This is a genomic window from Streptomyces sp. NPDC054872 (genome assembly GCF_053610705.1).
Window position 1 is genome coordinate 306,940 of record NZ_JBSGYY010000006.1, and the last position, 17,194, is coordinate 324,133.

General features: G+C 68.2%; 17 protein-coding genes. 4 read left to right on the top strand and 13 right to left on the bottom strand.

Features of this window, described 5'->3' with window-relative positions:
* The first annotated feature begins 20 nt into the window (after positions 1 to 20).
* Entirely contained in the window at positions 21 to 728 is a 708-nt protein-coding gene (locus tag ACWGIH_RS10465; RefSeq protein WP_453448228.1) for an SMI1/KNR4 family protein, read from the top strand.
* A 63-nt stretch (positions 729 to 791) separates the two neighbouring features.
* Here the strand turns inward: ACWGIH_RS10465 and ACWGIH_RS10470 are convergent, their stop codons facing one another.
* From ACWGIH_RS10470 to ACWGIH_RS10520, 11 genes are all read right to left on the bottom strand, one after another.
* On the bottom strand, positions 792 to 1,322 hold the full coding sequence (locus ACWGIH_RS10470) for an RNA polymerase sigma factor (protein ID WP_453448229.1): 531 nt from the start codon (positions 1,320 to 1,322) through the stop codon (positions 792 to 794).
* A 188-nt stretch (positions 1,323 to 1,510) separates the two neighbouring features.
* Positions 1,511 to 2,491 carry a threonine ammonia-lyase gene (locus ACWGIH_RS10475; protein WP_453448303.1) on the bottom strand — a complete coding sequence of 327 codons (981 nt, stop codon included), beginning with the start codon at positions 2,489 to 2,491 and terminating at the stop codon, positions 1,511 to 1,513.
* A gap of 15 nt (positions 2,492 to 2,506) precedes the next feature.
* Positions 2,507 to 2,806 carry a putative quinol monooxygenase gene (locus ACWGIH_RS10480; RefSeq protein WP_453448230.1) on the bottom strand — a complete coding sequence of 100 codons (300 nt, stop codon included), beginning with the start codon at positions 2,804 to 2,806 and terminating at the stop codon, positions 2,507 to 2,509.
* Between the two features lie 84 nt (positions 2,807 to 2,890).
* On the bottom strand, positions 2,891 to 4,033 hold the full coding sequence (locus tag ACWGIH_RS10485) for a PP2C family protein-serine/threonine phosphatase (RefSeq protein WP_453448231.1): 1,143 nt from the start codon (positions 4,031 to 4,033) through the stop codon (positions 2,891 to 2,893).
* A 240-nt stretch (positions 4,034 to 4,273) separates the two neighbouring features.
* On the bottom strand, positions 4,274 to 5,161 hold the full coding sequence (locus ACWGIH_RS10490) for a hypothetical protein (protein ID WP_453448232.1): 888 nt from the start codon (positions 5,159 to 5,161) through the stop codon (positions 4,274 to 4,276).
* A 407-nt stretch (positions 5,162 to 5,568) separates the two neighbouring features.
* On the bottom strand, positions 5,569 to 6,537 hold the full coding sequence (locus tag ACWGIH_RS10495) for an NAD(P)-dependent alcohol dehydrogenase (RefSeq protein WP_453448233.1): 969 nt from the start codon (positions 6,535 to 6,537) through the stop codon (positions 5,569 to 5,571).
* Positions 6,538 to 6,691: 154 nt separating this feature from the next.
* Positions 6,692 to 7,198, bottom strand: coding sequence for a DinB family protein (locus ACWGIH_RS10500; protein ID WP_453448234.1), 507 nt, complete (start codon positions 7,196 to 7,198; stop codon positions 6,692 to 6,694).
* Between the two features lie 235 nt (positions 7,199 to 7,433).
* A complete protein-coding gene (locus ACWGIH_RS10505; protein WP_453448235.1) occupies positions 7,434 to 9,170 on the bottom strand; it encodes a chitinase in 1,737 nt (578 codons plus the stop codon).
* A gap of 366 nt (positions 9,171 to 9,536) precedes the next feature.
* The gene (locus ACWGIH_RS10510; protein WP_453448236.1) at positions 9,537 to 10,961 is read right to left on the bottom strand and encodes an FG-GAP-like repeat-containing protein; all 1,425 of its coding nucleotides are present in this window, start codon (positions 10,959 to 10,961) and stop codon (positions 9,537 to 9,539) included.
* A gap of 158 nt (positions 10,962 to 11,119) precedes the next feature.
* Positions 11,120 to 11,521, bottom strand: coding sequence for a DUF5958 family protein (locus tag ACWGIH_RS10515; RefSeq protein WP_453448237.1), 402 nt, complete (start codon positions 11,519 to 11,521; stop codon positions 11,120 to 11,122).
* Positions 11,522 to 11,576: 55 nt separating this feature from the next.
* On the bottom strand, positions 11,577 to 12,335 hold the full coding sequence (locus ACWGIH_RS10520) for a MerR family transcriptional regulator (protein ID WP_453448238.1): 759 nt from the start codon (positions 12,333 to 12,335) through the stop codon (positions 11,577 to 11,579).
* Positions 12,336 to 12,379: 44 nt separating this feature from the next.
* Here ACWGIH_RS10520 and ACWGIH_RS10525 point away from each other — a divergent pair, with 44 nt between their 5' ends.
* On the top strand, positions 12,380 to 12,859 hold the full coding sequence (locus tag ACWGIH_RS10525; protein WP_453448304.1) for a DUF6194 family protein: 480 nt from the start codon (positions 12,380 to 12,382) through the stop codon (positions 12,857 to 12,859).
* A 98-nt stretch (positions 12,860 to 12,957) separates the two neighbouring features.
* Positions 12,958 to 13,617: an MSMEG_1061 family FMN-dependent PPOX-type flavoprotein gene (locus ACWGIH_RS10530; protein WP_453448239.1), complete on the top strand. Its 660-nt coding sequence runs from the start codon at positions 12,958 to 12,960 to the stop codon at positions 13,615 to 13,617.
* A 168-nt stretch (positions 13,618 to 13,785) separates the two neighbouring features.
* Here the strand turns inward: ACWGIH_RS10530 and ACWGIH_RS10535 are convergent, their stop codons facing one another.
* Positions 13,786 to 14,931 (bottom strand): DUF475 domain-containing protein, encoded by a 1,146-nt coding sequence (locus ACWGIH_RS10535; protein WP_453448240.1) that lies wholly within the window; start codon positions 14,929 to 14,931, stop codon positions 13,786 to 13,788.
* A 215-nt stretch (positions 14,932 to 15,146) separates the two neighbouring features.
* Positions 15,147 to 15,548, bottom strand: a complete 402-nt coding sequence (locus ACWGIH_RS10540; RefSeq protein ID WP_453448241.1) for a hypothetical protein — start codon at positions 15,546 to 15,548, stop codon at positions 15,147 to 15,149.
* Positions 15,549 to 15,803: 255 nt separating this feature from the next.
* Here ACWGIH_RS10540 and ACWGIH_RS10545 point away from each other — a divergent pair, with 255 nt between their 5' ends.
* Complete coding sequence (locus tag ACWGIH_RS10545) at positions 15,804 to 17,162, top strand: MFS transporter (protein WP_453448242.1); 1,359 nt, start codon at positions 15,804 to 15,806, stop codon at positions 17,160 to 17,162.
* Positions 17,163 to 17,194: the final 32 nt, after the last annotated feature.

Genomic DNA, 17,194 nt, shown 5'->3' on the forward strand with positions numbered 1-17,194 from the left:
CCATCGCTACGCTCCCCGGCGTGACCGATAGCGACGATTTCATACGCGTACAGCGGGCGTGGCAGCAGATCGCGATGTGGATGGAACGCCACGCGCCTGCCTCACGCGCCATGCTCAACCCGCCCGCCTCCCCTGCCCGGATCGCGCAGTGGGAGGCCGCGATGGGTTTCCCCCTCCCCCCGGCCCTCCGGGCGCTCTACCTGTTGCACGACGGCAGCCGGGGGTACGAACAGGAGCAGTTCGGGCCGCATCCGCACGCCGAGGGACCACTGCCCGCACAGGCCGACGGCGCGACCCGCGCCTGGGAGGCGCAGTGGGCTGCCGCTCTCTTCCTGCCCGGCCCCGGCATCCACACCGGCTTCGCGTGGTTCCCTCTCGACGAAGTGACGATGCAGCATCCGGTGCAGCAGGGCATCGAGGCGGAGTACGACCGGCTCATTCCCTTCGCCGCCGACACCCTCGATTCCTCGATGTCCGGCTTCTTCCTCGATCCCCAGGACGGGCAGCTTGGGACATGGGGTGACTACGGGCAGGTGGAGTTCGAGTTCGGCGCTCTTGTCGACTACGTCGAGCAGATCGAGGAGGCGCTCAACACCGGCGGCACAGCCTTCGGTTACCGGCCTGCCGTACATGCCAGCGGCGCACTCGGCTGGCCGGACAGCAAGGGTGATCCGTTCGACGAACTCGGCGGCGACGGCTGGACTTGGTTGCCCGAAGGCGGCATCTGACTCTTCCTGGCCTCACCCCGAGGTGACCGTCAGCGAACTCGCGGCCGAACAAGGGACACTCTTTTACTCCCCGGCAACCCGAGGGCCGACGCCCAAAGCCGCGACCTCCTCGTAGCCCAGACCACCCCACGCCACCAGTAGCAACACATCCCGGTGCCGGGCGGGCAAGGCAGCCGGTGCGCCCGCCAACTCCCGGCGCAGGGCCTGCGCCCCCACCCGGGCCGCGGCGCGGTCGGCCAACGGCTCCTCGTGATCGGCCGGGGCCGGCATGCGGGCCATGGCTTTGAAGCGCCGGGCCTCGGCGCGCCGGTGCCGGCTCACCAGGTTGGTCGCTATGCCCAGCAGCCAGGGCCGGGCGCCCTCGCCTGTGGCCCGCGACGGGTCGTAGCGGTGTCGCTGCCGGAAGGCGGTGGTGAAGGTCTCCGCCATGAGGTCATCGGCAGGCTCGCCGCCGAGCCTGCGGGCCAGATAGCGGTGCACCGCATCCGCATACCGATCGAAAAGGGCCGCGAACACCTCGGGCTCGTCCCGAGATCGCGCAATCACCGAGGCATCACTCTCCACCCCCGCACAGACGCCCGACTCAACGGCCATCGCGGCACCTCTCCTCCCAGAAAACACGCTATGAAAGCTTGGGCTCTCATCTCCTGTTCGCCGCTCGCCCGCAGCGAGTTCCCTCGCCGGCCCAGGCGTCCATCGTGATCTTCAGGGTGCGCGGTGAGGTCGTGGGTTCCGACTGGTCCGCCCGCGGTTGCTATCAGCTCTCCGGTGCCGTCGGCGTGTCATGGCGTGAAAGCGGGGGGACTTCCAAGCCACCGGTGATAGGCGTCCATGTCTACGTTGCTGCCACACAGGATGGTCACGACGTGCCGGCCGGCGAAACGGTCGCGGTCTTCGAGGACGGCGGCGATACCCAGCGCGGCGGAGGGTTCGACGACGAGACCGGCGTGCTCCAGGAGGAGGCTCATACCCGCGATGATCGACGCCTCCTGGACCAGGACGCAGTCGTCCGCCACCAGGAGGAGGTCGTCCAGTACGGCCTGGATCGGTCTGCGTCCGGCGACACCGTCGGCGATGGTGTCGGTCGTATCGGTGGTGACGACGCGTCGCCGGCGCCACGAGTGCGTCATCGCCGGCGCGCCCAGCGGCTGGACACAGACGACCTCCGCTGCGGGCACCATGGTCTTGACCACGTGCCCCACCCCGGTGGCCAGTGCCCCGCCGCCGAGTGCGATCAGGACGGTGTCGAACGCCGGGGACCGGTTCGCCAGTTCCAGACCGATGGTCGCCGCGCCCTCGCAGGTCTCGATGTCCAGGCTGTCCTCGACCAGCCGGATCCCCTCGCGGTGTGCGATGGCCGCCGCCCGTTCGCGTGCCACTTCGTGGTCCCCGTCCACGAGTTCCAGCCGGGCACCCAGGGCGCGGATGCGCTCGAGCTTGGCCCGGGTGGCGAAACGGGATGCCACCACGGTGACGTCGAGCCCCCGGCCGCGGCCGGACCAGGCAAGGGCCTGCCCAAGGTTGCCCGCACTGGCGCACACCACGCCTTGCGCCCCGCGGTCGGCGAGCATGCTCGCCACCAGCTCGGTGCCACGTCCCTTGAAACTGCGCACGGGGTTCGCGGTCTCCAGCTTGATGCTCACCGCACAGCCAAGGACGGTCTCCAGTGGCTCGCAGCGGTACAGCGGCGTGTCGAGGAAAACCGGGTCGATCACTCCGCGAGCTGCCCGGATCCTCGATGTGTCAAGACGCGTCTGTCCCACGGACATCAGCCCGGATCACAGGCCCAGTCCGCCGGCGACCGCGACTTCCTGCTTGGTGAAGTCCCCTGTCAGCATCGGCATGGCCTCGGTCACGGCAGCCTTCGCCTCGGGCAGTTGCAGCGAGGCGTCGTGATGCTCCTTGGTCTTCCACACCTCCGTCACCCAGATCGTCTGGTCGTCCTCGTCGGACGCCCCCACCACATAGATGTCGCATCCTGCCGTACGAAGCCCGTCGACGGCGCTCAGAAGAAGAGACATCACATCGTCGCGGAACCCAGGCCGGGCCTTCATCGACACAATGCATCCGTAGCTCATACAGGCGCCTTTCTCCTCGCACGGGCCCGGTACCCACGCGCCACGGCACCCTGCCACCGGCAGACCGGGAACTCAAGAACGCACTCAGCCCGGTCCATCCGGTAAGTCGGTCGGCTGTCGGCGCACGGCAAGCAGGGCGATGTCGTCGTCGGCGTCCCCGCTGTAGTGCTGCAACAGGGCGTCGCGCAGGCTGTCCGGGGTGCAGGGGGTGTGCGAGGCGCGCCTGCGCAGTTCTTCCAAGGAAACGGCGAGGTCGACGCGGGGCCGCTCGATCAGACCGTCGGTGACCATCAGCAGCACCTGATCATGCTCGAGGCGGGCCGATGTGGCCCGCTCGGGGGGCAGGTTCAGACCCAGCAGGGGGCCGCGAACGGGCAGATAGCGCGCCTGTCCGCCGGGAGAGGCGACGAGCGGCGGAAGATGTCCGGCGTTGGCGATGTCCATGGCACCGGAGTGCACATCGAGGACGACCAGGCACATGGTCGCGGTGACCCCGGGGTGAAAGTGCACCAGGAGGCGGTCCATCAAGTCCAGGATGTGGTGCGGCTCGTGGCCTTCGAGAGCGTAGGCACGCAGAGCGTGACGCAGCTCGACCATGACCGTGGCCGCGGCCAGCGAATGCCCCGCCACGTCGCCCACGGCCAGAAGCACCCCGTGCTCGACGGCGAAGGCCGCGTAGAAGTCCCCGCCGAGCTGCGCGCGGTCCATCGCCGGCACGTAGCCGACGGCGAGGTCGATGCCCTCCAGCGCCGCCAGTTTCTCCGCCCGGGGCAAGAAGGCGTGCTGCAGGTCGAAGGCGAAGCGGCGTTCCTCCCGCGCTTGTTGTGCCTCGCGCTCCGCGAGCAGCACCGTGTCGACCGTGACCAGTAGTTCCTCCGGTGCGACCGGGGAAGCCAGATAGGCGCTGGCGCCCGCTTCAAGACCGCGGATACGGTCGCCTGGATCGTTGGCCTGTGCGGAGATGTGGATGATCGGGATGCGTGGGATCTTGGGATCGGCGTCCATCTGCTGCACGAGTTCGAACCCGCTTACGCCCGGCATTCGTACGTCGATGATGGCGACGTCCGGCAAGGGCTCGGCGGCGTGCAGAACGGTCAGCGCCTGAAGAGCCGAACCGGCCTCCAGTACCCGGTAACCGACCCTGCGCAGCACGCTGCCCACAGCGAAGCGGTTCGGCTCATGGTCGTCGACGACCAGGATCGTGGCCATCGGGCTGGCTGGGGACACCGCTTCTCTCACGCGCGGAATTTACGGGGCGCGCCGGACGGGCACAAGCCCTGCACACTCGTATAGGTGACCTTGCCGTACTCCTGCTCCCGCCCCCGCGCTCCCGCGTCGTGCAACCGCCTCCGCGACCTGCGACTTGAGCGGTTTCACCCGCGCCCGGGAGGCCGCCTGCCGACCTTCAACTCCTCTGACGAACTCGGACACATGGCAAGACCTGGATGGTTACCGACTGGGCTTTCCCTACAGACCAAGAGAGACGACGTGCAGGGCAGCCAGTGGCCCCAGTACGGCAATGGCTGTCAACGTCACGGTCACCGCCAGAGACAGGAAACAGACGAGGGAGGCGAAGACCAGCGTGCCGGCAGTTCGGCGGCCGACCTGTGCTGTCTGCCCGGCAGCCGTCGGATCGTAAAGAATCTGCACCCGCTCCGCAGACTCGTAGCTGTCGGTGAGTTGGCGGCTCCGACCCTCGGCATCGGTGAACTCGTAGGTGCCCGAGTACAGTTTGCGCCCCTCGACGAGAATGCCGCAGGTACGCAGCCGCCATGCCTCGCGAATCATCTCCCAGCCTGCGTGCACGCCGTGGCGGAGCGGAACTGAGACAGAGCCGATCAACCAACACGCCAGCGCCGCATACCACTCATACGCGCCGAACAGGCCGGCGAGCAGCATCGCCGCTGCTGCCAGCAGGTAAAGAGCGACCAAGAAAGTCTGAGCCACACGCTGCCGGTCGGTGGCTGGCCTCTCCACCGGTGCCTGCGTCGCCGACAGAGCTCCGCAGGCCCGGGGCTGGGCCGCGTCGCGAACAGGCAGGGCCCGCCGGAGTGCTTGGGCCAAGGCTTGTACGGCAGGGGCGCTGCGGCTGTACACCGTCCACGACCGCCGGTCGCCCGCCTCCGGCGCGGTGAGGACGACCACAAGTCTGCGCCCCTTGGGCCCCTTGATGTCCACCCGCTCGATCGCGGCGACCGGTATCCGCCTTTCAGAAGCCCGTGACTGCATGATCAGAACGCCCTGTTCGAGTCGAGTCACAGAACCGCGGCGCCGCCCGGGCAGAATCACCGCAGAGCTCGCCTCCGAGTCCGTGCTCACATTCGCAGCCGCATCTGGGAACGCCTCTGAGGTCATGGGGGCAGACTAAGACGTGGTGCAGGCGTTTGGGGCGGGGCAGCCGAACGGAGGACTTCTGTCGTGCGACCCACGCGGACCATGCGGTGAGGACGCCGTGGGGTTTCCGGATGACGAGTTCCCGCCCGGGGTCTGGGGGCGGGAACTCCGCCATCCCTTCTGGCCGCCGCCCCCCTTGTGGATGCACTCCACCAGCAACAGGGCTGAAACTGTACGGTCGGAAGGGCGTGCAGGGGCTACGCGTGTGACGGGGCCTCGGGTTGAGACCGAGCCGGGGACGGGCACAAGAGCGGACTCGGGTTCACCTTGCTCTTGCCGGTCGACAGCCCGAGCTCGGCGCACAGAGGGTTCGCCCGCCTGTGAAAGGAGTGATGGCGAGTCGCGCGACGGTCACGGTCACTCTCGACTCACATGGTCACGACGAGCTTGCCCCGGGGATGACCCGTCTCCAAGTGCTTGATCGCGGCTACGGCTTCGCCGAGTGGGTAGGTGCGGTCGATGGCCGGCGTGATCGTGCCGTCCTCCGCGAGTTTCTTGAGGGTCAGCAGGTCCTGGTGGCGCACCCTGGCAATCAGGCTGTGCAGCCTCTGGCCGAGGAACGGTGAGAGCGCGTAACCGGCAAGCTGGCGGCCCATGCCGCCCACCCAGTCGCCGCCACCTTCGCCTCCGACCATCACCAGGACCCCCTGCGGGGCCAGAGCGCGGCGCAGCAGGGACAGCGGGCGGTTGCCGGCGGCGTCGAGGATGATGTCGAACAGGTGCTTGGCGTCGGTGATTTCGCCGCTGGTGTAGTCGATGACCTCGGTGGCGCCCAAGGCTTGTACGAAGTCCGCCTTGCCAGGGCCGCAGACGGCGGTGACCTCGGCCTTGCAGGAGCGGGCGAGCTGGGTGGCGTAGCTTCCGACGCCGCCGGAGGCGCCGATGACGAGGACCTTCTGCCCTGGTTCTGGGCGCGTCTTGCCGGTGAGGGCCTGGGAGGCGGTGACGCCGGAGACCGGGAGGGCCGCGGCTTGCGCGAAGGTGAGGTTGGTGGGCTTCGGTGCGAGTTTGTCGGCACTGGCGCAGGCGTATTGAGCCAACGAGCCGTCGCCACTGCCGAAGACCTCCTGCCCCACCTGGAAACGTGTCACCTTCGCACCGACCGACTCGATGACTCCGGCGAGGTCCCAGCCGCGCACCGGGTTCTTCGGCTTGCGCAGTCCCAGGGCGAGGCGGGCTATGTAGGGCTTGCCCGTCATGAGGTGCAGGATGCTCGGGTCCACCCCGGCGGCGCGTACCTGAACCAGCACTTCGTTGTCCCGGGGAACAGGGCGGTCGATGTCGCGCAGTTCCAGGCCGTCAGCGGTGCCGTAGGAGTGCTGGGCGATGGCCTTCACGGGTCCTCCTGGTGGGGATACTGCCCCGAGCATCGCGCCGATCCGAGCTGCTGACCAGCCTCGGAGCCCCCCATATGTCCCTGATTTACGCCCCAGGAAGTGAACGCTGTGATGGTAGGGCAGCGGACTGTGGCCCGACGGTGGTTCGCCGGAACTAGCCGCCCGTGGTGCCGTCGAGCATCTCGCGCAGGATGTCCAGGTGCCCGTTGTGGCGGGCCGTCTCCTCGGTGAGGTGGAGGAGAATCCAGCGCAGGTCGACGTGGAGGCCGTCGCGGATGGTTCGCTGGGCCTGCTCGTCCAGGTCGTTCCCGGCGACCAGTTCGCGGTGGCGGGCACTGTGTTCGGCGTACTCGTCGAGCAACTGCGTGAGCGGGAAGTCGACGGCGATGCGCATCTCGCGGTCGGGGTCCTCATCCGTCCAGGGGCCCCGGTCTTCCTCGCCGAGGAAGACCACCTGGAACCAGTAGTACTCGACCCAGCGGAGGTGGTTGATCACTCCGCTCATGGTCATCAGCGGTGAGCCCGGCAGGAGCGCCTTGCGGGCATTCTCCGCGGAGACGCCGTCGCACTTGGCGCGGGCGGTGTCACGTGCGTAGTCGAGAAACGTGGTGAGCTGAGTGCGCTCGTCCCACGCAGGCGGCGTGTCGTCGATTCTGGTCATCGCGCGAAGCGTCCCCGATGCCGCGACCGCTGTCGAGGTATTTATCGACGGACTCAATCTGCTCCACCAAAGCTCCTCGTCCGGCGGATCGCCGCAGCGCCGCCGTGGACCAGCGGCCGGTGCGGGTGAGGGAGGCCGCCGAGTCTTACAGGCGGCCTCCCGGCGGCCGTGACAACTGCCGGACGCGGTGTGCCTGGCCAGGCTGCTCGTCGGCCGGCCAGGCACCCGCGATCGCCTACGGGAGGCTGTGCACCTTCGGGCCAACGGCGTTCGACCATGCGTTGCCGGCCGTGGCGTCCCAGTTCGTGGACCAGGTCATGGCGCCGCGCAGCGCCGGGTAGGTCTTCGACGGCTTGAACGAGCCGCAGCCGGTGCCACGGGTCAGGCAGTCGAGGGCGTTGTTCACGACTGACGGGGCCACGTAACCACTCCCCGCGCCGCGCGTCGATGCCGGGACGCCGATGCCGACCTGCGAGGGGTCGAGACCGCCCTCCAGCTGAATGCAGGCGAGCGCGGTCAGGAAGTCCACACTGCCCTGGCTGTAGACCTTGCCGTCGCAGCCCAGCATCGAACCGCTGTTGTAGTACTGCATGTTGACGACCGTGAGGATGTCCTTCACGTTCAGGGCCGTCTGGAAGTATCCGCCCGACGTGGACTGCATGTCGATGGTCTGCGGTGCCATCGTGAGCACCATCTTGGAGCCCGCCTTGGCGGAGAGCTGACGCAGTGCCTTCGTCATGTAGGTGGGGTTGAGGCCGTTCTCCAGGTCGATGTCGACGCCGTCGAAGCCGTACTCCTGCATCAGCGCGTAGGCGCTGTTGGCGAAGGCCGTCGCGGAGGCGTCGCTGTTGACCGAGATGGTGCCCTTCTCGCCGCCGACCGACAGGATGACCGACTTGCCCGCGGCGTGCTTCGCGGCGATGTCCGCCTTGAAGTCGGCGGTGGAGGAGTAGCCGACGGCCGGGTCGAGGTTGAAGGTGATCTGGCCCGGTGTGGTGGTGGCGTCGGCGAAGGAGACAGCGATGATGTCGTACTGCGAGGACACGTCCCGCAGCTTCTGCACGGTCGCGCCGTTGTCGAAGTTCTGCCAGTAGCCGGTCAGCGCGTGCTTGGGCACGGTGCCGCCGTCTCCGCCACCGCCCTTGGCGGTCCGGACGGACACAGCCGTCGACTTCGCGGACTCCCCCGCCGCGTTCGAGGCACTCACCTGGAAGCTGTAGGTGGTCTCCGGCGTGAGGCCGGTGACGGTCGTGGAGGCGCCGCCGGCCGAGGCGACCTTGGTGCCGTCGCGGTAGATGGTGTAGCCGGTCGCCGTGGACACCGGGGTCCAGGACAGGTCCACCGACGTGGACGTCGCCGTTCCCGCCTTGAGGCCGGCCGGCACAGCCGGTATCTCCACCGGGTCGGTGCCGCCGCCCCCGTCGGGGCCGAGGACGCTCACGTCATCGGCGTAGTACGCGCTCTGTCCGTACCAGCCATGTGTGTACACGGTGACCGATGTGGTGTTCGCGCCGGTGGTGAAGCTGGTGGAGAGCTGCTGCCAGGTGGAGCTGCCCGGCGTCCAGGTCGACACGTCGGTGGTACCTGTGCCGCGGGCGCCCAGATAGACGTAACTGCCCTGCACCCAACTGCTGAGCTTGTACGTGGAGTTGGGTTTGACCGAGACGATCTGGGAGCACTCGGCGTTGCTCTGGCCCGCCGGGGTGGCCTTGAGCGCCTTGGCGCCGCCATGCACGGGGGAAGTGACGGCAACACCGCTGTTCGCGGTGCATGTCCAGTTGCTCAGGTCCGACTCGAACCCGGCGTTCTTGGCAACGTTGACGTCCGCCGCCTTGGTGTCCGCCGCCGTGGCGTCCGCCGACTGCGCAGGCGCGGCGAGCGCGGTGACGGCGAGCGCGGCTGCCGCACCGACGGCGATCGCCGCACCGATTCTCTGCCGAACGCCGGATCTGCCCTTGCGTACACGGTCCACGGAATGCCTCCAGGGGAGAAGCGAAGGACGAACGATGAGAGCCGGTGGCCACCGCTACTGTGCGCAAAGCTGGTCCAGACCAATCAAGTTGTCAAGACCTCTGGCAAAGCGAGCCGACCGCGAGGCAGGAAAGACGCCACAAAGTGGGCTGCGCCGAGAATTTGGCGCCGGGGACGGCGTCGAGCATCATCCGCCCGGTGAAGACACCGAGGGTGGTGACGGCCGCCGGCGGCGGGGCACGGGGCCACGGGGCCACGGGGCCACGGGGCACATACAAGGCGGCGGGGTCGGCCCAAAGGCCAACCCCGCCCATCCTCCCCGGACTTCTCTCTCCTCACGGAGGTGGGTCCCGGTGGGTCGCTCGGCTCAGTCGTGCAGGCTCTCCCCGAAACGTGAGCCGCTCGCGAGACCGAAGTCGGCTGAGCTGAGGGACTTGGAACCAGATCCGGTGAGGCCGGACGACGTGCCCGGCAAGGTCCACAGGCCACCGCTGCGGTCGTTCTCGAAGGAGGCTGTCACCGCCAGATCTCCCTTGCCATTGTTGTCGTAGTCGGCGATCCGGACCTGCGCACCGAACAGGTCCCCGGCCTCGGCGGCGCCCGGAACTCCCGTGGTGTCCTGGGAGATGCGCACCACTGAGGACTGCGAGACACCCGCAGCCGAGCCGCGGAACACTGTCACGTCGCCGGCGTTGTCCAGGTCGCCGAGCTGTTCGCCGTTGGCGCCCACCACCAGTTCGGCCTTGCCGTCACCGGTGATGTCACCGATCTCCACCGAGGCTCCCCAGTTGTCGCCGTCCTCGTTGGCACCAGGCACGCCGGTGCTGTTCTGGTGCAGGGTGACCGGGTCTCCGAAGCCCGTCTGGCTGCCGTAGCGGACAGTCACGTAGCCGGAGCCGTTGCTGGGGTCGTCGACGGAGAAGAACTGGGGCCAGGTGAGGGAGGTGGCCATGTCGTCGAATCCGTCGCCGTTGATGTCCCCGAGAGCGACGGAGGTGTCGCCATCGTTCACGCGCTGTATCCGGTTCGGACGGCCCTCCTGGCCCGTGAAGATGTCCGTGCCCGGTCGTCCGGTTCCCGCGTCGCCGGTCAGCGCCAGGTCGTCCTTGCCGTCCCCGTTCACGTCACCCACGGCAGCCTCCGTGTACAGAAGGCCCGAACCCGGAACCGACAGCGTGTACGCAGGCGTTGGCTTGCTGCCCCGGGCCAAGCCGCCCTGGTACACGACGGCCGCGCCCGGCTCGATCACCGCAAGGTCCGCGCCGCTGTCGCCGGTGAAGTCCCCCACCGCGACGTCGTATCCGTGGGCCTGGTGCTGTTGCGGATTGTCCACGGTGGTCGTGGTGCTGCTGGTGAAGGGCTTGGCGCCGCCCCACAGGATGGTGACGCTGCCCTGGCCCTCAAAGGTGTCCACGTCCTCGCCGTCGGCGCCCACGACGAGGTCGGCGTATCCGTCGCCGTCCAGGTCACCGCTGGCGATCGAGATGCCGAAGTGATCACTGTCCTCCGGCGTACCGGGCACCCCCGCGGAACTCTGCGTGAGAGCGACCTTCTGGGTGGTCAGACCATCGGCCGACCCCAGAGCCACGACCACCTCACCCGCGGCCGCCGAACCACTGACGGACTTGTACGGAGCGCCGATCGCGATGTCCCGGTGCCCGTCACCATTGAAGTCGTCGGCGAGCTTGGCAGGAGCAGCGGCCGCGGGCGCCACCGGACCAACGGCGAGCAGACCGCCGGTCAGCGTGGTGACGGCTGCGGCGGCAACAACGGTACGGAAGGGAAGGGGCATGAAGGTTCTCTCCTTGGAGCTGTGCTAGACGGTGCCGTAGACAACTCAAGGGGTCGAAGGGTTGTACGAGCCTGACGGGGCATGGATCGAGCAGGACGGGAAGAATGCCTCCCCATCCGCGACCGCGCTCGCGTCCCCCACGTGCCCGAACAGCACACCTAGCCAGCGGCGGACAGGTTGTGCCACCAGTGACCGCAGCCGCCGGAGCAAAAGCGCTCGCGCCGCCGTGTGTCGGCGACCGTGAGCACCGCGATCAGGAGTCTGAACGCTTTCCGGCGTTCATCGAGCGGCGTGAGACCAGCGATCTTTCCCAGCTGATGATCGATCCGGCCCGGCGAGGAGATCAGCACGGCCGGGGTGTGCGTGGGGCGCAGCCCGGCACGCCGGATGCTCTCCTGGGCATCCTCGGCGACAGCGCGTGCCTGGACGCAATGGTGGCGCAGGTGCAGCAGGGCCTCGGACTGTTCTGCCGGGTCGAGCCCGTCGAACCATGCGACTCCCTCAGGCATCGGACGAAGCCCCTGAGCGAGTTCGTTGAGCAGGAGGTCGCGTTCGTTCATGACTGCCTTCACGAGATCGGGCGGCGCTCGGCCGCACATGGTCCGTCGGGCCGTTCTAGGGCGGCGGCGGGTTCTGTGCGGATGTGACGACGGCTGCCAGGTCCGTGCCCGCGTGGAGCAGCGCCACGGTTCGTCGGGCGATCTGGTCGAGGCGCTGTCGCAGGACGATCTGTGCCTCCCCGGGGCCGTCGAACTCGTGCAGGGAGCCCATGATGTCGCGCACGGCGGGAATGCCGTAGCCGGCGCCGCGCAGGGCCGCGACGATGCGGGCTGCTCTGATCGCCGCGAGGCCGTAGCGACGTGCCCGTAGTGTGGTCACGCGCTCGGGGGCGAGCAGCCCTTCCTGCTCCCAGAACCGCAGCGTTGAGGTACGTACACCAAGTGCTCCGGCAAGCTCCGTGACCGTCATGGCGTCACCCGCGTGTTCGAACTCGCCGGTGTGGGCTTCGGCACGGATCGCACGCAGCGCTTCCTGCGCACGCAGAACCTCCTCCCGTTCCCGCGCGAGCCGAACATGCACCGCACTGACCGCCGCGGCTGCCACTTCGATTGTCACCGTGCGCAGTTCCGTGAGCGTCTGGCGAGCCAGGACAGGCCCCACGGCACTCGCGAGTCCGCGATAGGCGCGCAGGGCATGCACGTGAACGGGTGCGTAGGAACGGTAGCCGTTGCTCGATCGAGCTGCCGGCGGAATCACCCCGAGGCGCTCCAGGTCGCGAACCTGCTGCACCGAGTAGCCCGACTCTCTGGCGACGTCGACGGTTCTGAGCACTGCTTGTGGTCCATGTCCACCGCTCGTGGGTTCACCCACCATGCAACCCCACATAAGCACTTGAAGGTGATGCTTGAACCATGAGTATGGAACAGATCATCGCTACCGTCCGCGGCTTCGACGGCGCGTTCGTGTTCGTCCCGAAACCGGGCAGCGATTTTCCCGAGCAGGCATGGGGCGACGCGTTCTTCTACTACGGCCCCGACGGCCAGATGCCCACGAATATCCAGCCGTACGGAACGATCGTCACCAAGGACTATCCCGACGACACCGCTTCCGATCTCGACCCTCCGGGCCGCTGGCGCGTGAACATCCACGTCGACCGTGCGACGTTCCAGGAGCTCACCGGGGAGCATCCGCGCGGTTTGAACAACTCGCGCGACCACGCAGCCGCCGACATCGTGATGCCGCATCCGGTCTACGGCGTCCTCGGCTGGGTCTGTGTCGTCAATCCCGACGAGCGGACGACGAGCACGGTCGTACGGCTTCTGCGCGACGCCCACGACGCCGCCCGCGCCCGGATCGAGCGGCGGCACCAACGGCCGGCCTCTGAGAAGGAGCACTGACACGGCCTTGCTCCGGAGGGTCGCCGCGGGCCGGAGTCTTCACCTCCCCGCCCGCCCCCGCCAACAGCGAGCGCAGATCGGCCCCTTAGGGTCGGGCCATGACCTCACCCTTGGTGGCCAGTGCCTTCGACTCGCTTCGCCACGACGCCGTGCAGGACCAGGAGGCGCTGCGCCAGGCCTACGAACTCCCCAAGGACGCGGCACTGCGCAAGCAGATGAGCGAACTCACCGAGCAGACCCGGCGGTTGATCGAATGCTCATCGCTGGTCCTGATCGCCAGCGCGGACGCCGAGGGCAACTGTGATGTTTCCCCGCGCGGCGGCCCCGCCGGGTTCGTCGCCGTCCTGGACGCACGGACGGTGGCGATACCGGACGCGACCGGCAACAAGCGTCTGGACACCCTGCAGAACGTCATCGCCACCGGGCGAGCCGGACTGCTGTTCCTCATCCCGGGGCGTACCACGACGCTCAGGGTGAACGGTCGGGCCTGCGTCTCCACCCGCCCGGAGCTGCTGTCGCAGCTGACAGCCGTGGGCAAGCCGCCGGCCAGCGCGCTCGTGCTGGGGATCGAGGAGGTCTACCCGCACTGCCCCAAGTCGCTGCTGCGCAGCGGGGCCTGGAAGCCGGAGCAGTGGCTGCCGACGGACGCCCAGCCGACCTCGGCCGAGGTGACACTGGCCCAGCTGCGGATGCCCAAGCTGACGATCGCCGACATCGAGCAGGCGGAGGCGGATTCACTGAAGTACCGGTACGAGTGACGAGCCGATCGGCGATTGCTGGATCACCAGCCCTGCCGACTCCCCGGTTCCCGCAGCCCACATCCCGCTCACGGTGTCGGCGGTTCTGAGCGTGGGTCGGCCGAAGGGCCGGGGCGCAGGAAGGCGCGGGCGGGGTCGCGGGCCAGGCCGCGAGGCCGGGCCTCGCCGTCATGGCTGTCGGTCCCCGCTTCGTGTCGCTTCGCTGCCGACGTCCCTCTCGGCTGCCGCGATCCTCTTGTTGCGGCGGACCGACGACCAGAAGGACGAGGCGATCAGTACGACGCCGACGAGGCCGGTGATGATCTCATTGATCTCGTACTGGATCGTCACCATGAGGATGGCGGCGAGGGCGCCGATCGCGTAGTGCGCGCCGTGCTCCAGGTAGACGTAGTCGTCGAGGGTGCCCTGGCGGACCAGGTAGACGGTGAGCGAACGGACGTACATCGCGCCCGTGCCAAGACCCAGGGCCATGAGCACGATGTCGTTGGTGATGGCGAAGGCGCCGATGACGCCGTCGAAGGAGAACGACGCGTCCAGGACCTCCAAGTAGAGGAACATGAAGAAGGCGGCCTTGCCGGCCAACACCACCGCGGGCGCGCCGCTGCCGCTCCTCTTGGCCTCCTTCTCGGCCTCCTGTTCCCGCTCCTCCTCGTCCTCCAGGCGGCGCTCGAAGAAGCCGGAGAGACCGCCCACGACGAGGTAGGTGATGAGGCCGGCGACACCGGACAGGAGCACCGTCTCGGACTTGTCCACGTGTGTGCCGCCGTGCTGGTGGGCCTGCGTGGCGACAGTCATCGCGGAGATCATGAGCACGATGAGCGCGATGCACACCGACAGCATGTCGATCTTGCCGAGCTTGGCCAGCGGCCGCTCAAGCCAGCCGAGCCACTTGATGTCACGGTCCGCGAAAATGAAGTCGAGGAAGATCATCAGCAGGAACATGCCACCGAACGCGGCGATCGAGGGATGCGCGTCGGTCACCAGCTGCTGGTACTGATCCTTGTCGTTGACCGCGAGACGCACAGCCTCGATCGGGCCGATCCTGGCGCTGACGGAGACGATCAGAACGGGGAAGACCAGTCGCATCCCGAAGACCGCGATCAGCACACCGATGGTGAGGAAGATCTTCTGCCAGAAGGCGCTCATCTTCTTCAGGATCCCGGCGTTGATCACCGCGTTGTCGAACGACAGCGAGATCTCGAGGACTGCCAGAATCGCAACGACCCCGATGGCCGTCCACCCGCCGTAAAACACCGCCGCGACCAGGCCGAGCGCGGTGACCGCGAACGACCAGCCGAACGTTTTCAGAACCACTGGCTTCTCTCTCATGGGACGTCGGGCCGGGGTGTCAAAGCGCCTGGGAGCGGTTCATCCACCCCTCTCGGACTCTGATCACCAACGCTTTCCTCACCTGTTGCCCTTCAGCGGCGCTTCGCACTCCCGCCCCTGGAACCTGCCGCCGGGTGCCGCTGCCCGTTCCTGCCGCTCCCAGGCCGCCTGGCGGCAGGTCATCGGCCCGTGGCCCCCGTTCACACAGCGGGCTGATCGGGGTCACAGCTGGCGCGGCGCAGGCCGATGGTGCGCAGTGCGGCGCGTAGCGCGGCCTGGTCGCCGTGCCGGACGGTGTGGACGCAGCCTTCGGTTTCTTCGAGCAGACGCGATGGGACGGAAGGTTCCGCCGATACATGCCAGATGACGCCACTGGGAGGGTCCAAGTGGCGCAGCTCGCGAAATGCCGCGGCAAGCTCTGCCGGGGTACCGGGAACGGCGGTGTCGATGACGACGATGTCCGGGAGCAGGGCCCTTGCCTGAGCCAGGGCGACAGAGGGGCCGGAGGCGTGGGAGATCACCCGGTAGTGCGGGCCGTGATGGATCAGCGGGCGCAAGGACCTGATCATGTCGTCGTCGGCTACAAGCAGCACGGTCATCATGCAGCCAGCATGCTTCCAAGTACTGCTCACCGCCCACCCGTGGCCGGGGCCCCGAGGCATTGCGAGCCAGGTGACGTCCCGGCGGCCGTCGACGCGAAAGCCCCCTGTCTCGGCAGACACCTCATCGGCCGGGCAGGCGGGAGTCAGCTCTCCCAAGAGCACTGGCCGCAGAAGCAACAGCTCCAGTGTCAGTGCCGTCTGAGACCGTGCGGTCCGTGATCTCAATCCCCACTCGGACCAAGCCGGGGGTGCTCGATGTCAGCACCTGACGGCGACCTCTCGCGCCCCTCCACCAAGCCCCACAAAGCCGTCTCCCACCCATCAGCTGACAAGGTGCGAGACCAGGACGAGGCGCGGGACCAGGACGAGGCGCGGGACCCTGACGAGGTGCGGGGCCGGGACCGGCTGCCCCGCTCCTACCTGCTGTGGCTCGCCGGAATCCTGGTGTCCCTGGCAGGCAACTCGGTCTTCTACTTCGCCCTCGGCTGGGCCGCGAGCGAGCACGGCGGCACGGTCGCAGGACTGACTCTGAGCGCCATCACGCTTCCCCGCGTCCTTCTCCTGCTCATCGGGGGTGCGGTCAGCGATCGATTCAGCGCGCGCCGCGTACTGATAACGGGCGACGCGGCGATGCTGGTCTTCTCACTCGTCTTGGCCGCGGTCGCCTTTCACCTGGGGGCGCCACCACTCCTGCTCATCGCAACGGGCATAGCCGTCGGTGTCGTCGACGCCTTCTACCTGCCGGCTTCCGGATCCATGCCTCGCCGCTTGGTGGCAAAGGAGCAGCTTCCTCGCGCTCTGTCTCTCCGGCAGATCGGTGGTCAGGTCGTCAACATGGGAGGTGGCCCACTCGGCGGTGTACTGGTCGGCCTCGCCGGTCTGGCAGGCGCCGCTCTGGTCAACGCCGTCACCTTCGCCCTCACCCTGCTCGTGCTGGTGGCCGTCCGGCCACGACACCATGTGCCGCCCTCGGGTCCGTCCAGTCTCCTCAAGGACGCCATGGACGGTGTGCGTGTGGCGTTCTCCCACCCCGTGCTGCGCCCGGGGCTGTGTCTCACCGGAGCCGCGGCGGGCCTTCTCCTGCCCGTACTCCCGCTGCTCCTCCCCCTGCTCGCACGCCAGGAGCAGTGGAGCGCGGGAGCCATTGGGCTCGTGGTGGGAGCGCAAGGGGTAGGCATGGTGGCTGTCACCGCGGTTGTCGTGAAGCGCGGGCCGATGGGCCGCCCGGGGCTCCTTTCGGCAAGCGCGCTCGCGCTGGCGGGGCTGGGAGTACTCACACTCGCGCTCGCACCGGGCGTGGGCGCAGCGACAGCCGCCGCCCTGGTCATTGGCGTGGGAAACGGGATGTTCTCTGCGCACATCGCACCGCTGATCCTCACAGCGGCTCCCGCAAGCCACCTGTCCCGTGTGCAGGCCGTACTCGTACTCGTACAGAGTCTCGCCCTGCTCCTCATGAACAACCTGCTCGGCACGCTTGCCGACCTTGCCGGTCCGACGATCGTCACTGCCGCCTGCGCCGCCCTGCTCGTCGGCACCGGGCTGCTGGGGTTGGCCTCCGGCCCGCTCCGCACCGACCGGACCGGTCTGACACCCCGGTTGGATGCGGGCGCGTGACTGAGCGTCCTGGTTGGCCGGTTCGGCCAACC